This window comes from Psychromonas sp. psych-6C06, assembly GCF_002835465.1.
Classification (GTDB): domain Bacteria; phylum Pseudomonadota; class Gammaproteobacteria; order Enterobacterales; family Psychromonadaceae; genus Psychromonas.
In genome coordinates this window covers 22,215-36,347 of sequence record NZ_PIZM01000010.1, presented here as the reverse complement: position 1 = coordinate 36,347, position 14,133 = coordinate 22,215, and the positions used below count along the sequence as shown (strand labels likewise).

General features: G+C 38.9%; 14 protein-coding genes. 10 read left to right on the top strand and 4 right to left on the bottom strand.

Annotated elements, in window-relative coordinates; all coding sequences use genetic code 11:
• Positions 1 to 218: 218 nt before the first annotated feature.
• Genes CW745_RS13785 through CW745_RS13770 form a run of 4 tightly spaced genes read left to right on the top strand, consistent with a single transcriptional unit; the run spans position 219 to position 3,895 of the window.
• Positions 219 to 1,139 carry an MbnP family copper-binding protein gene (locus tag CW745_RS13785; RefSeq protein ID WP_202973201.1) on the top strand — a complete coding sequence of 307 codons (921 nt, stop codon included), beginning with the start codon at positions 219 to 221 and terminating at the stop codon, positions 1,137 to 1,139.
• 5 nt (positions 1,140 to 1,144) lie between these two features.
• Positions 1,145 to 2,311 (top strand): methanobactin export MATE transporter MbnM, encoded by a 1,167-nt coding sequence (locus CW745_RS13780; protein ID WP_101109273.1) that lies wholly within the window; start codon positions 1,145 to 1,147, stop codon positions 2,309 to 2,311.
• Positions 2,304 to 3,428 carry a hypothetical protein gene (locus CW745_RS13775; protein ID WP_101109272.1) on the top strand — a complete coding sequence of 375 codons (1,125 nt, stop codon included), beginning with the start codon at positions 2,304 to 2,306 and terminating at the stop codon, positions 3,426 to 3,428. The genes CW745_RS13780 and CW745_RS13775 overlap by 8 nt, the downstream gene beginning before the upstream one ends.
• Positions 3,422 to 3,895 (top strand): copper chaperone PCu(A)C, encoded by a 474-nt coding sequence (locus CW745_RS13770; protein WP_101109271.1) that lies wholly within the window; start codon positions 3,422 to 3,424, stop codon positions 3,893 to 3,895. Before CW745_RS13775 ends, CW745_RS13770 begins: the two co-directional genes overlap by 7 nt.
• Positions 3,896 to 3,976: 81 nt before the next feature.
• Here CW745_RS13770 and CW745_RS13765 read toward each other — a convergent pair whose 3' ends face one another.
• From CW745_RS13765 to rdgC, 4 genes are all read right to left on the bottom strand, one after another.
• On the bottom strand, positions 3,977 to 4,180 hold the full coding sequence (locus tag CW745_RS13765; RefSeq protein ID WP_101109270.1) for a YaeP family protein: 204 nt from the start codon (positions 4,178 to 4,180) through the stop codon (positions 3,977 to 3,979).
• Positions 4,181 to 4,222: 42 nt separating this feature from the next.
• Complete coding sequence (locus CW745_RS13760; RefSeq protein ID WP_101109269.1) at positions 4,223 to 4,639, bottom strand: SulA-like leucine-rich domain-containing protein; 417 nt, start codon at positions 4,637 to 4,639, stop codon at positions 4,223 to 4,225.
• A gap of 186 nt (positions 4,640 to 4,825) precedes the next feature.
• Entirely contained in the window at positions 4,826 to 6,016 is a 1,191-nt protein-coding gene (gene purT, locus CW745_RS13755; RefSeq protein ID WP_101109268.1) for a formate-dependent phosphoribosylglycinamide formyltransferase, read from the bottom strand.
• A gap of 147 nt (positions 6,017 to 6,163) precedes the next feature.
• Positions 6,164 to 7,072 carry a recombination-associated protein RdgC gene (rdgC, locus tag CW745_RS13750; RefSeq protein ID WP_101109267.1) on the bottom strand — a complete coding sequence of 303 codons (909 nt, stop codon included), beginning with the start codon at positions 7,070 to 7,072 and terminating at the stop codon, positions 6,164 to 6,166.
• 187 nt (positions 7,073 to 7,259) lie between these two features.
• On the opposite strand from rdgC, the gene phoB reads away from it, so the two are divergent.
• From phoB to leuB, 6 genes are all read left to right on the top strand, one after another.
• Positions 7,260 to 7,943, top strand: coding sequence for a phosphate regulon transcriptional regulator PhoB (phoB, locus tag CW745_RS13745; RefSeq protein WP_101109266.1), 684 nt, complete (start codon positions 7,260 to 7,262; stop codon positions 7,941 to 7,943).
• Positions 7,944 to 7,979: 36 nt separating this feature from the next.
• Positions 7,980 to 9,269, top strand: a complete 1,290-nt coding sequence (phoR, locus tag CW745_RS13740; protein WP_101109265.1) for a phosphate regulon sensor histidine kinase PhoR — start codon at positions 7,980 to 7,982, stop codon at positions 9,267 to 9,269.
• A gap of 81 nt (positions 9,270 to 9,350) precedes the next feature.
• Positions 9,351 to 10,106: a Nif3-like dinuclear metal center hexameric protein gene (locus CW745_RS13735; RefSeq protein WP_101109264.1), complete on the top strand. Its 756-nt coding sequence runs from the start codon at positions 9,351 to 9,353 to the stop codon at positions 10,104 to 10,106.
• A gap of 250 nt (positions 10,107 to 10,356) precedes the next feature.
• Entirely contained in the window at positions 10,357 to 10,920 is a 564-nt protein-coding gene (locus CW745_RS16700; RefSeq protein ID WP_193755613.1) for a hypothetical protein, read from the top strand.
• 14 nt (positions 10,921 to 10,934) lie between these two features.
• Complete coding sequence (locus CW745_RS13725) at positions 10,935 to 12,476, top strand: methyl-accepting chemotaxis protein (protein WP_101109263.1); 1,542 nt, start codon at positions 10,935 to 10,937, stop codon at positions 12,474 to 12,476.
• 508 nt (positions 12,477 to 12,984) lie between these two features.
• Positions 12,985 to 14,088, top strand: a complete 1,104-nt coding sequence (gene leuB, locus CW745_RS13720) for a 3-isopropylmalate dehydrogenase (protein ID WP_101109262.1) — start codon at positions 12,985 to 12,987, stop codon at positions 14,086 to 14,088.
• Positions 14,089 to 14,133 lie beyond the last annotated feature (45 nt).

Here is a 14,133-nt window from a genome sequence, read left to right as displayed (position 1 = left end):
AATAATTTACTACATAGCGATAAGTTTTTAATGGTAAAGCCCCATTTACTTAACTTAATTTCTAGTAATAAATTTATTTTTCTTAGTAATGTTTAGATTGTTTTAGTCGGATTTTGAACACCCATCAACGGCCATTTTATGGCAATTCATATTTATCTTTACTAATGAATAGTAGGGAGGAAGCCGTCTTTTAGGCTTCCAATTTAAAGGAAGAAAAAATGCTTTATAAAAATAGTGCAATAGTAATGTTAGTGAGTCTTGTAGCTGGTTGTGGAAGCAGTGTAACTAGCTCAGAAATTGATCGTATTATTGAACCTGAGTTAACAGAGGCTTTGGCAGAGAGTCTGGAAACGCTAGATCAAGAGATTAAAATTAATTTTGCTGCGCGTGTAGGTAGTGAAGATATTGCCTGTGAAAAGATGGAAAGTATTGTTGCGGGTAGCAGTAACGTAAATCCTGAGTTTACAGATGTGCGCCTTTACGTTTCATCATTTTCACTTATTAATAGTGCAGGGGACTCTGTACCAGTCACGTTGAATAATGATCAAAAATGGCAATATAAAGAAGTCGCTTTACTTGATTTTGAAAATGGAACCGGCAGCTGTTCAAATGGTAATCCAGATCTAAATAACGTTGTCTCTGGTACCGTACCTGCAGGCGATTATACCGGTGTGGAGTTTACAATCGGTGTACCTGTAGGATTAAATCATCTAGGTATAGATGGAGATGATGCAGTTTCTCCACTTGACGTAACGGGGATGAACTGGAGCTGGCAAAAAGGTCATAAACACCTGCGTATGGATGTTAAAGGTTGGAACCTGCACCTTGGTACAACGGGCTGTGAATTGGTAGATGCCGCAACAGAAACAGTTGATTGTGCTAATTCACGCGGTAATCGCCCAACTTATCAATTAGATAACTTTGATGCTGCTAATAATACTATTGTTTTAGATTACTTAAAATTAGTTGAAAATAGTGACTTAGCTGTTAACGCAGATAACACTCCATTAGGTTGTATGTCTGGTAGTAACGACAGTGATTGTGAAGCTATTTTTAACAATTTAGGGCTCACGTTGTCCTCTGGTGAATGTACTGATGGTAATTGCAGTGCGCTTCAGTCATGGGTTTCAGTGGAGTAGTCACTATGTCAGCGCAGTATAAAATCTGTTTGCTGATACTATCCGCGGGGTTTTACCTCGCGGGTTGTGACAGTGAATCTCATTATGAGGTTGCACCAGTGAGTAGCACAAATGATCAAGGTTTTGATTATTTGAATGGTGCTTTTCCTGAGCCACATGAGCCAGAAGATAATAAAGCAACAGAAGCAAAATTTCAGTTAGGGAGGCATCTTTTTTATGACAAACGTCTTTCAGGTAATCAAACACAATCCTGTGAATCCTGTCACTTTCAATCCTTAGCATTTACTGACGGAAAGGTGCAATCGATAGGCTCTACCGGTGATCTATTAAGCCGTAATGCGTCCACACTCACTAACGTGGGTTATAACGCGACTTATACCTGGTCAAATCCTGTCCTCAAGCATATCGAATCTCAGCTTGTGATCCCCATGTTTGGCGAATTTCCAGTTGAACTTGGCATCAATGATGGTAATAAAGAAGCTATTTTATCGCGTTTTAAAGATGATAATGAGTATGTGCAGCGATTTAATTTAGCGTTTCCTAATCAGGATGCGCCAATCTCACTGCCTAATATCATTAAATCGTTAGCGGTATTTAATCGTGCACTTATTTCTAATGATTCTGATTTTGATCGTGGTGAAATGAGTTCATCGGCAATGCGTGGTCAGGCGTTATTCAACAGTGAGAAAATGGAGTGCTTTCATTGTCATAGTGGTTTTAATTTTACTGACTCTACTTTGCATGAAGATACGGTTTTTGTCAGTAGACCATTTTTTAATACTGGTTTATATAACTTAGATGAGGAGGGTAGCTACCCAGCTATCGATAACGGATTATTTGAAGTGACCCAACAACCTGGAGATAAAGGCAAGTTTAGACCCCCTACACTCAGGAATATTACCTTAACAGCCCCCTATATGCATGATGGCAGTATCGCTACACTTGATGAAGTGCTGGCATTTTATGCGCAGGGAGGACGAAATATTATAGAGGGTGAGTTTATTGGAGATGGGCGAAATAACCCGAATAAAAGTGAATTTGTGAATGGTTTTTCGTTATCAGAGCAAGAAAAGGCCGATTTAATCGCATTCTTAACCGCGTTAACTGACCATGCTTTTGTCGCTAATCCTCGATTTAATAACCCATTTTTAAATGAAGTAAATAATGATTAAAAATAGTTTAATGATGTTATTGGTGTGGCCATTTTTTGCTCATGCGCAACAGCCACAAGAAAGCACTGATTGGCAGGCAAGTATTTTTGCTCAATTTGGATATTTTCAACAAAGTACTGAGCAGCAAAGCTGGCAGATTCCTGGTTTTATTACCGGAGGAGAAAGTCAGCCCCATGATTCAGGGGTGCAACTTTTTCATGGTGAACTGGCACTATGGGGAAATATTGAGGAGGTACTTTCAGGAAATATTATTATCGGGTCTCATGGCCTTGAATCTCCTGAAATTGAAGAACTCTGGTTACAGCCTTGGTTGGGTCAGCAATGGCAAATTCGGTTCGGCCGGCAACTTGCTAATATCGGTTTGTACAATGCTATTCATGATCATGAATGGCGATTTATTGATGCAACTTTGTCACAAACCGTGTTTTTAGGTGGGCAATATACCGATGATGCTGTATCCGTTAATTACAATATGGGTGATTTGGAACTGTTTACTTGGATTGGCAGAGGGGCTAACTTTCCAAGTTCCGTGAATCCAGATAGCGCTAAGCCAAATGCCTATGGATTAGGTTGGCAATGGTTGTGGCTAGGTACTGAAAGTAGTTTTTTACTCAATAATTCACTAAGTCAATTTAATGCTACTGAGCGTGATAATAGTAATAGTGATCACCATAATGCCGATCAGGTTAATCTTAGCCTCAGCGGTGAAACCACTTTATTAACACTTGGGGCAGAGTGGCAATATTTACAAGGAGGTTGGCAAGTTGAGTCGATGATCGCGGATGTTGAAGGAGGGGTAGTTGATTCGCTACAGTTACAAGCTGATATATCTGCTCGCTACTATGGTATTAGTAGTGAGTGGTATTGGCAGTGGAACGTTGTAGAAACGGCAATTCGCTACGATTGGCTAAATTCCCACAACAAACTCAGCATTAACAGTAATGACTTTGCACAAGTGCTTAATAGTCGCGGGCATAACCCAAGTCGATTAAGTGCTGTGGTTAATTGGTCGTTTGCTAAGTATCAGATGCTTCGCTTACAAGCTAATTTTGAGCAACTCAGTGAAGAAAGTGAAACCGCCTTTTGGATGGTGTATCAAGGAAAATTATCATGGTAAATCGTGCTCTTTTAATAAAATGGATGTTACTGTTGATGGGTGCGATATTGACTTCTCAAAGCTATGCGCACGATTATAGCTTGGGTTCAATTAATATTGACCATCCTTGGAGCCCTGAAACAGCGCCAAATAGCAAAGTATTAGCTGTGTATATGCAAATTAAAAACCGTGGAAAAAATGCAGATGTCTTACTCTCTGCAAGCAGTCCGCTGGCTGATAAGGTTGGTATTTATACACATCAAATGGTCAATGGAAAAGTAACCATGCCAGTGCTCGAATCATTGAGTATTAAAGCGAAACGACTGACGCTGTTACAGCCTGGCGGTTTACACTTGATGCTATTTGGGCCAGCTAAGCGATTTAAGTCGGGTGCCCGTTTTCCACTGGTTTTAAATTTCAAACATGCCGGTGAAGTTGAAATCGAGGTGGCTGTAGAGGATAAAGCACATCGACATCATCATGATTGATATCAGATGAAAGATCAGATAAGCAGTGAATGAGGTTTACTGCTTATCTATTTTGTCTATTTGTATTTTATTATTAACGCATTAGTCGTTATCGTTGTAATCACTTAATGCTAAGTTAGCTGCTGCAAAAGCGGCATCTTCACGGATTTTATTATCAAGTTCTTCATTGGCAGCAATCGCATCTAAGGTTTTTAAAGCACAGGTGATTGCTTTTGGTACATAAGCCGCATCGCCACTGCCGATTAAATTAATGATGTTTTTTGTTTTGTCGCAATATGGGTACATGGTTGATTTCCATAATTAAATTAAAGAGCTTCATTATACCTTTTATTGTGCACAATAAACAAAACAGTGCGTTTTAGATCTTTCTGTTAATTGATTTACCTCATCAACCGATGGCTGTTCACCACTATTCACCCAACGAATAACCGCCGCATAGTTGTTACTCGCTAATGCCTCCTTAAATAATTTCTCTGGTGTTTTGATCTGTTTTGAACTGAGGGTGATGATGCGGCTTTTGTTGATGCCTGCCTGCTGTAGAAATTGAAAGTTAGGCTTTCCAGGTGGCGCAATAAACAAGATCCAACGTGGATCATCGCTTTCTTGAAGATGACTTAGTAGTGCTTGGTAGTTATTTAAGTCGTAACTTAACGTTAATCTGTCATTGTGATGAACTTGCTGTTGCACTGAACCATTGATAGTAAATAGTGCGTTGCTTGCTTGTTGCTGAAAACGAGATAACATAAATAACCACCTTAACTTTACTGTATGTAAAAACACTGTATAAAACAACAGTAATATCGTTTTGTATATATTTCAAGCTTTATTTGCAGTTTTTATCAAATTAGTGCTGTTTTTGTATTCAATTGTTATTTTTCAGGCATAAAAAAAGGTAACCGAGGTTACCTTTAGTAAATAGAGTTTTGTTGATTAGTAACTAATTTCAACCTTGCTTGAAATCAGTTTGGCATTTTCCACCGCTGATTGTGCATCAGCTCCTCGGGCAATCGCGACACCTAAACGACGTGTTCCGTTAATATCAGGCTTAGCAAATAGACGCATTTGTGAACCTGCTACTTGCGCTAATGCGTTACCGATATTGCTATATTGAATATCTTTCGATGTGCCATTACCTAAAATAACACTAGATGCCGTAGGGCCGTATTGGGTTATCTGTCCAATTGGAAATCCTAATATTGCACGCACATGTAATGCAAACTCTGACGCATCCTGCGAAAGTAAAGTAACTAAGCCTGTATCGTGTGGGCGAGGGGAGACCTCATTGAAATATACTTCGTCACCTTTGACAAAAAATTCCATCCCAAATAAGCCGTAGCCACCCAATTCAGTGACCACTTTTTCAGCTATCTGTTGCGCCTGAGCAAGTGCTGTTTCTGACATCACCTGTGGCTGCCAAGATTCGCGATAATCACCATCTTCTTGGCGATGACCAATAGGTGCACAAAAATGGACGCCATCAACCGCGCTAATAGTGAGCAGTGTTATTTCATAATCAAAAGGAATAAACCCTTCTACAATCACACGACCAGCACCGGTTCGTCCACCCTGTTGAGAGTATTCCCAAGCTTTATCTAATTCCTGCTCTGACTTAATGACTGATTGTCCTTTACCTGAGCTGCTCATTACGGGCTTTATCACACATGGAATACCCACTTCTTTCACTGCTTGTAAGTATTGCGCTTTGCTATCTGTGAAAAAATAGGGTGAGGTTTTAACGTTCAGTGTTTCAGCGACAAGGCGACGAATACCTTCTCTGTCCATAGTGAGTTTAGTTGCACGCGCTGAAGGGATCACATTAAAACCTTCACTCTCTAACTTAACTAGTGTATCGGTGGCAATCGCTTCTACTTCTGGAATGATAAAGTCGGGTTTTTCTGCGCGGATAATTTTTTCTAGCTTTTCACCGTCTAACATCGAAACAACATGTGAAGAATGGGCAATTTGCATTGCAGGGGCGTTGGCATAACTGTCTGCTGCAATCACTTCAATACCAAAACGTTGCAGCTCAATAGCAACCTCTTTACCTAATTCACCGGAACCAAGTAATAGCGCCTTTGTTGCACTTGGGGAAGTCGCATTACCAAAAATAGAAACACTCATATTATTTCAACTCTCATCTGTCATGGGGAAGCAGGATAATAACAGTTAACCCATGTAGAATATAAGTGTTTAAGGGATTTAATTATTGCATTAATTTACCAACCTCTTTTTTCTAAATCGTAACAAAGAGGTTGGACACTTTTACTATTAAAGGCTTTGCTCACCGCCAAAGGCCTCGATAACTGCAGGTATCAGCTGTGTTATTTCACCTGTCATTAATGCAAAATCAGCATCGAACCGTGCAGCAAAATCATCTTTTTCGATATCTTCGTTTTGCTCCTGTAATACATCTGAAAATTTAAGGCGTTTTAGCGCGAACTCTTCACCTATAATAAAGGAGATACTATCTGCCCAGTTGAGCGCTAATTTAGTTACAAATTTATCGGAAGCAAGATGATTCTTAATTTCATCTGAAAGTAAGTCCTGTTGTTTACAACGAATAATGCCACCACCTTCTAGCGCAGAGCATAACTCTGCTTCGTCTTCGAGTTTAAAGTTAGCTGGAATATTACCTTCAACTAACCAATCAGTCATGACTACATCAGCTTGATTTTTTAACTGTACTGGTACAACTGGCAGACTGCCTAAGGTCTTGCGTAAGAGTGAAATTAACTCTTCTGCTTTACGTGCACTAGATGCATCGACATATAACATATCTGCTTCAGGATCAATCCATGCAAAGGTGTTTGAACTACGGCTAAATGCACGTGGCAACAGTTGCATCACGATATCTTCTTTTAATGCATCTTTTTCTTTTTTCTTTAATGCGCGACCTTGTTCTGCTTCAATTGATTCGACACGTTCATTAAGCTGATCTTTGATAACACCAGCAGGTAACATTTTTTCTTCTTTCTTAAGGCAAATGAGGATCTGTTTATTTGCAGTATGGGTGTACATTGCACCAATTTTCCCCATTGGAAATACCCAACCTAATTTGGACACATCTTGGCTTCCACAGGGCTTAAATTTAAACTCTTCTAAGTTTCGTTCTAAGGCTTTTTCGTCTTGTTCGAGCGGGCGGGTAAATCGATAAACTTGTAGGTTTTTGAAAAACATGGGAAACACCTTTATAAAAATAAACAGCTTGTGAGTGTAAATGAAATTTAAAAAAGAGTTTAACATTTTTTAAGAAATGATATTTTATCGCTACTTTTATGACAGTTTGTGATTAATTGTCATATAAGTGTCATACTTCGCCGTAATAATAGTGTCACTTAAAATTGAGATAAACAGGTAAGGTTAAATGGCAAGTCGTATATTAGTTGTTGAAGATGAAGTCGCAATCCGTGATATGTTATGTTTTGTTCTAGAGCAACATGGTTATGAATGTGCAGAAGCAGACACTTATCAAGCTGCCTTAGAGCAACTTGGAGAGCCTTACCCTGATTTAATTTTGCTTGACTGGATGTTCCCAGGAGGCAGCGGTATTCAACTACTAAAACATCTTAAAGTTGATGAGATGTTACGACAAATACCTGTAGTCATGTTGACTGCACGGGGTGAAGAAGAAGATAAAGTGCGTGGGCTTGAAAATGGCGCTGATGATTACGTTACCAAACCTTTTTCACCTAAAGAATTAATGGCGCGATTAAAATCAGTATTACGTCGTGTTAACCCCACATCATTAGATGATACCCTAGAAGTGGGTAAATTAAAGTTAGATCCTGTCTCACATCGAGCGACCCTCGAAGAGCATCCACTTGAAATGGGCCCGACTGAATTTAAATTATTACACTTTTTCATGACTCACCCAGAGCGTGTTTATAGTCGTGAGCAGTTACTTAATAATGTTTGGGGAACGAATGTTTATGTTGAAGATAGAACCGTTGATGTTCATATTAGACGTTTACGAAAAGCATTAAAAGATCACGACCATTTAGTACAGACTGTACGTGGTTCGGGTTACCGTTTTTCAACCAAACTGTAACTGTTTTATCTAATAGCTGATAGAGAATTTGCTACTTTGAAGATTTACTCATGGAAAGCGTTAATGCGGGGATTGATACTCATCTATCTCCCAATCACCCTTATTGGTGTGCTATTTAACTGTTTAAGCGAACTGTTATTGATCTCATTCTTTCTCCATATCGTCTGGCATTATTATTATTTGAAACTGCTTAATAATTGGTTATGGAATAGCAAAAGTACTGTGTTGCCACATGGTAAATCCGATTGGGAACATGCCTTTGTTGGTATCCATAATATGCAGCAACGTCATCGAAAAAGGCGTAATAATCTCGCTTCTGTTATTAGCCGATTTCGTGAAGGTTCGGAAGCATTACCTGATGCGGTTGTCGTGTTTCATAAAAGTGGTGAAATAATCTGGTGTAATCGTCTAGCCCAATTCCAATTGGGTTTTAAGTGGCCGGGAGACAGTGGCGATAATATTACCAACCTGATTCGTAATCCGCTGTTTGTTGAGCATCTACAAAGCGAAGATTATGACAAACCTTTAGATCTAGCCTCGCCCGTTAATCACGACAAAATCTTGGAATTTCGTGTGATGCCCTACGCAAAACATCAACGTATTTTAATTGTTCGAGATGTCACAACCTATCGTCAAATTGCTGAACAACGTAGACATTTTGTCGCCAATGTTTCCCATGAGTTACGTACGCCATTAACGGTATTACAAGGCTATATTGAGATTTTAGGCATGCAGAGTGAAGAGGGCTCGCGTCAAGAAAAAGCAGTGGCTGTCTTAGAGCAACAAACAACACGCATGTGTTCATTAGTTGAGCAATTAATGACGTTATCAAAAATTGAAGGTGCACCAAGTATAGACCTTGATGATAAAGTTAATGTACCTGCTCTCCTATCTCAGATAGAAAACGAAGCGCAAGCACTTGGCAGAAAGAAAAAGCTACAGATTAAATTTGCAGTTGAAGACAATTTACAGCTATTGGGTGATGAGATGCAGCTACGCAGTGCGATGGCGAACTTAGTATATAACGCGGTCAACTACACTCCGAAAGGCGGCGCGATAAAAGTAATTTGGCGCAGTTGTTCAACCGGCGCGTATTTTTGCGTGATGGATAATGGCGATGGTATTGCCCCTGAGCATATTCTACATCTGACTGAGCGATTTTATCGTGTTGATGAATCCCGCTCTCGTGATACCGGAGGCTCTGGCCTTGGTTTATCGATTGTGAAACATGCATTAAGTCATTACGACACTGAGCTAAATATCGAAAGTAACCTTGGTGAAGGCAGTCAATTCTCATTTATTATCCCAAATAGTTACCTCATTTAACACATTGAGTTACAATCCCTTCGTTAATAAGGCCTGTTTTGCAGGCCACAAAGTCACTAATCCAGAAATAATGAGCCTGCGATGAAAAACAGAAAACTTGCTAACAAACTTGACCAGTTACTCGAAATACACCAGTTTAAAGATTATTGCCCAAATGGCTTACAAGTAGAAGGGCGTGAAAAAGTACAACGCATTGTCACCGGAGTGACTGCTAACCAAGCATTAATTGATGCCGCTATTGAACAGCAGGCGGATGCTATTTTAGTACATCACGGTTTTTTCTGGAAAGGTGAAAAGCAAGAGATTGTGGGTATGAAGTACAATCGTATTAAAGCGCTGATTGAAAATGGTATTAACCTTTATGCATATCACTTGCCTTTAGACGTTCATCCAGAATTTGGTAATAATGCGCAATTAGCTTCATTACTCCAGATCATTGACCGACGTCCATTAGAGCCATGGGATAAACGCAGTGTTGGCCGAGTTGGTAAGTTTGAAGATGTGATCACCCCAGACCAATTAAGCGCTCGTATTGAAAAAGTATTAAGACGTGCACCCTTACATATTGACGGTGGTAAAAAAGAGATCAAAACAATTGCTTGGTGTACGGGGGGCGGACAAGACTACATTACGATAGCAGCAGAGCAGGGTATCGATGCCTTTATCAGCGGTGAAATTTCAGAGCGGACTACCCATATCGCCCATGAAATGGGGATTCATTATTTTGCTGCAGGGCACCATGCAACTGAGCGTTACGGAGTGCAGGCACTGGGACAGTGGTTAAACGATGAGCTTGAGTTTGATGTAACCTTTATCGATATCGATAATCCAGTATAACTTCAGTTTTACTGTCAATTAAATGCGGGGCTTCCCCGCTCGATTAAAGCACTGTTTAGCCTCTCTGCTACTTTTATATTCACTTCTCTTGATCTCTTTTATTTTACCTGACAGTTAAAATATAAAGGTGATTCCTCACACACCGCTCTCTTCCTTTATTTAAATGTTACTTACAACTTTTAGTATTTGCTTTTTTAAACTACTCTTTTGTGATGATGCTTTTATGTTGTTAATAAAAAGGAATAATATTATGAAAAATATCGTTGTTGCAATTTTCTTACTTTCACCTTTTTGTGTTTTTGCTAATGAATTTGAAGAGGTACTGACTGCGTTTGCGACCAATGAAGCCCGAGAAATTGCGAGTAATGCAGATATTATTAAAGCGATTAATGAACAAAACATTAAGAATAATGATTTAACTGAAGCACAAATTTTGGCCTTAGATGTTGAGTGGCGTAGTAAAATAGGCGAAGCGGATGCGAAGATTATCACGGAAAAACTAAATAGCCCGATTGCGCAAAAACTTGTCGAGATTCAAAATAAAAGTGAAGGCACAATTACAGAGGTTTTCATCATGGATAATAAAGGCCTCAATGTAGCTCAAAGCGCGATCACATCTGATTATTGGCAAGGTGATGAAGATAAGTGGCAAAAAACATACTTGATGGGGCCTAATACTTATCATATTAGCGATGTTGAAGAAGATGAATCAACGCAAATGTTCCAGTCACAAGTTAGCCATAGCATTACAGACCCCTCGACAGGAAAAGTGATTGGCGCTATTACCATCGGTATTAACGTAGAAGAACTCTAAGTGACGGAGCTTATATGAATATTAGTAAGCAACTTATTTTAATTGCTACCGTTTTATCAGTATGCTCCATGTCGTTTATTTCTTACTTTTCTTGGAAAAGTAGTTCGAAGGCTGTGTATTCATTAAGTCAAGGAGCATATACTCAGTCAACACAAGCACTTGCAGAGCAACTCGGTAGTGCAGTTAGGTTTAAAAAAATAGAAAACATATCTGAAAAAGTTAACATTGCGATTAATTCTAGTGAAAACAATCTTTCAGGGATAAATATATATCTACTCGATAACTCACTATTATATGGTTCGAATAAGGTTGAAAGCGTTCCTCTTTCGCAACATATTAATATTGAGAAGGAGCAGGTACTCTTTAATGATAATGAAGTTTTCAATTATGGGGTTCCACTGTACTCCGGTAAAAAGAAAGTGTTAGTAGGTTATATGGTTGCTGAGTGGAGTTACTTGTATGCACAATCTTTGAATGCGAGTTTAACTCAACAACAACTAATTATTGGTGGCGGGGCAATCTTCATTTCGGTGATTATTCTAGCACTTATACTTAATCAAGTATTATCGAAACCACTTAATCAACTTAACCTTTTATGCGAAGAATTAAGTTCCGGACAATGTGACCTGAGTAAAAGGCTAATTTTTAAAAGAAAAAATGAACTTGGCAAACTGGCTTCTAGTATTAATAAATTCATCTTAAAAATTGAAGAAACACTTAGACCTATTCAGCAAGGAGCTTCATCTGTCACTCATATTTCAAGTGGTTTAGATCAACACCTATTGTCGATGCGTCAAAAAATAGAAACACAACGTGATGAAATCAAAGCCACTGTTGAGATTGGGGAGCAAACGCAGCAGTCTGTTGCTAGCGTAATGAAGAATAGTAATGAAACTAGCATTTCATTAAGTAGGGCTGTTGAGAGCGCACAAAAAGGAAAAATCCGTTTAGTCAATACATTAGACGGTAATCGCGTTATGGCTGAGAAAAGTAACCATACTTCAAACTCGGTCATCGAACTCAATGAACAAGTCGATAAAGTGACCGATATTCTGGATTTTATTCGTAATATCGCTGAGCAAACTAATTTACTCGCGTTAAATGCTGCGATTGAAGCCGCTCGTGCTGGTGAAAATGGGCGAGGTTTTGCTGTCGTTGCTGATGAAGTAAGAAGTTTGGCAGAAAAAACATCTTCTTCGACGAACCAAGTCAAAACGATACTCGATCAATTAGGGCAAATATCGACACAACTACTACAACATGCTCAAGAAGGAATTGAAGCAAGTGATAACAGTCTTTCCTCGATTGAAAGTTCGGTTGAAGATATCGAAGTGGCGCTTAATGATGTTTCAAAGGCCAGTGAAGTGTGCAAACTGATTGCCACTTCTGCGGATCAGCAATTATTAGCAACATCAAGTCTTGGACTACAATTAGGTAAAATAGATAAACAGATTGACAGCTTAACGGAAGATTTTGGGCAAATAGCCACAAGTAGCTCCGAATTACATTCGCAATCTATAAATACCACTCAGTTTTTAGCTAAATATAATCTCTAAAAAAATTATCAAGGGGCATTTTGAATGAAGTGTCCAAGGTAATTAACCTGGCGTAGAAGCAATTTACTGAAATATTGCAACGTAGTTTATTTCAGCTTTTTAATAGTAACTTTCTTTCTCCGTTATCTACATCGAGCATGACCCGCTTACATATTTTATTTTCCTGATCACACTGACCTCATTTTTCCGTATAACCAAGGGGCTGATAGTGATAGGAAATAATAAAAAAAGCGCGCTGTCATACGTGTTAGCATTTATGTTAACTTTGTTGTTAGCTTTGAAGGGCAATAAACTCATTTCTGCATTGCATCACTTTTCAGTTTAAATTTCATTGGTATTAACTATGGCGTAAATTTTAAAAATAGGTCTTGCTTAATATTCATCTAAAATGCATAAATAATCATCTAAAGTGTAAAAAAGTGTCGTGGCGTTTGAAACTGGTGATACTTTTCCTTATTATGCATGCAGCAATTTTACACAATCTACAATAATCATTTAGGGAAATAAAATGACAACATATAACATCGCATTACTTGCAGGTGACGGTATCGGTCCTGAAGTAATGAAAGAAGCGGTTAAAGTATTAAACTTAGTTGAAGAGCGAAACGCAGATGTAAACTTTGAACTAAACGACGTATTATTTGGTGCGGCCGCATACTTTGCAACTGGCAAATCTTTCCCTGAAGAAACTAAAGCTGCCTGTGATAAAGCGGATGCTATTTTAAAAGGCACAATTGGTCTTAATCATGAAGACTCTAAAAAGATTCCTGTTGATGAGCAACCTGAGCGTGGTGCACTTTTACCATTACGTCGTCGTTACAACACTTACGCTAACTTCCGCCCTGTATATTTACCAAAAGGTCTGGCGCACTTTTCTCCGCTAAAAGAGTCTGTGGTTGGTGAAGGTATCGACATCATGTTAATTCGTGAACTTGTTGGCGGATTATACTTCGGTGAGAAAGAAACTGGCGTTGACGCTAATGGCAAACGTTTTGTACGTGAAGTATTAGAATACGATGAAGATCAAATCCGTCAAATCGTAAAAGTAGCTTTTGATGTTTCAATGAAACGTAAAAAAGTACTGCATAACATCCATAAATCAAACGTATTAAAATCAAGCGTACTTTGGAATGAGATTGTAGAAGAAGAGAAAGCAAACTACCCAGAAGTTGAAGTGATCAATATTCTTGTTGATGCAGCTGCAACTTACCTATGTTTAAACCCTGGTATGTTTGACGTAATGGTAATGGAAAACATGTTTGGTGATATCTTAAGCGACCAAGGTGGCGGTATCTTAGGTTCTTTAGGCCTAATGCCTTCTGCATGTAAAGGTCCTGAAAAATCGTACTACGAACCTTCACACGGCTCTGCACCAGATATCGCTGGTAAAGGTATTGCAAACCCATACTCAATGATCGGCTCTGTTGCGCTAATGCTTGAAATGAGCTTTGGTATGGAAAAAGAAGCGAAGAACCTTTGGGCTGCAATGCAAGGTGTATTTGAAGATGGTTACTCTACATCAGACCTTTCTAAAGCGGGTGAAGCGAACCTAGTAAGCACTGCTGAATTTGGTGATATGGTTTGTGCAAAACTAGCCGCAATGCCTGTATAAATCGTTAATTTGTCCATTTAGTGACAGCTAGATAATAAAAAACCA

Excerpts from the sequence above, each read along its gene's own strand:
- CW745_RS13785 (WP_202973201.1), top strand. The coding sequence starts at position 219 with ATGCTTTATAAAAATAGTGCAATAGTAATGTTAGTGAGTCTTGTAGCT.
- CW745_RS13780 (WP_101109273.1), top strand. The coding sequence starts at position 1,145 with ATGTCAGCGCAGTATAAAATCTGTTTGCTGATACTATCCGCGGGGTTT.
- CW745_RS13775 (WP_101109272.1), top strand. The coding sequence starts at position 2,304 with ATGATTAAAAATAGTTTAATGATGTTATTGGTGTGGCCATTTTTTGCT.
- CW745_RS13770 (WP_101109271.1), top strand. The coding sequence starts at position 3,422 with ATGGTAAATCGTGCTCTTTTAATAAAATGGATGTTACTGTTGATGGGT.
- CW745_RS13765 (WP_101109270.1), bottom strand. The coding sequence starts at position 4,180 with ATGTACCCATATTGCGACAAAACAAAAAACATCATTAATTTAATCGGC.
- CW745_RS13760 (WP_101109269.1), bottom strand. The coding sequence starts at position 4,639 with ATGTTATCTCGTTTTCAGCAACAAGCAAGCAACGCACTATTTACTATC.
- purT (WP_101109268.1), bottom strand. The coding sequence starts at position 6,016 with ATGAGTGTTTCTATTTTTGGTAATGCGACTTCCCCAAGTGCAACAAAG.
- rdgC (WP_101109267.1), bottom strand. The coding sequence starts at position 7,072 with ATGTTTTTCAAAAACCTACAAGTTTATCGATTTACCCGCCCGCTCGAA.
- phoB (WP_101109266.1), top strand. The coding sequence starts at position 7,260 with ATGGCAAGTCGTATATTAGTTGTTGAAGATGAAGTCGCAATCCGTGAT.
- CW745_RS13735 (WP_101109264.1), top strand. The coding sequence starts at position 9,351 with ATGAAAAACAGAAAACTTGCTAACAAACTTGACCAGTTACTCGAAATA.
- CW745_RS16700 (WP_193755613.1), top strand. The coding sequence starts at position 10,357 with ATGAAAAATATCGTTGTTGCAATTTTCTTACTTTCACCTTTTTGTGTT.
- CW745_RS13725 (WP_101109263.1), top strand. The coding sequence starts at position 10,935 with ATGAATATTAGTAAGCAACTTATTTTAATTGCTACCGTTTTATCAGTA.
- leuB (WP_101109262.1), top strand. The coding sequence starts at position 12,985 with ATGACAACATATAACATCGCATTACTTGCAGGTGACGGTATCGGTCCT.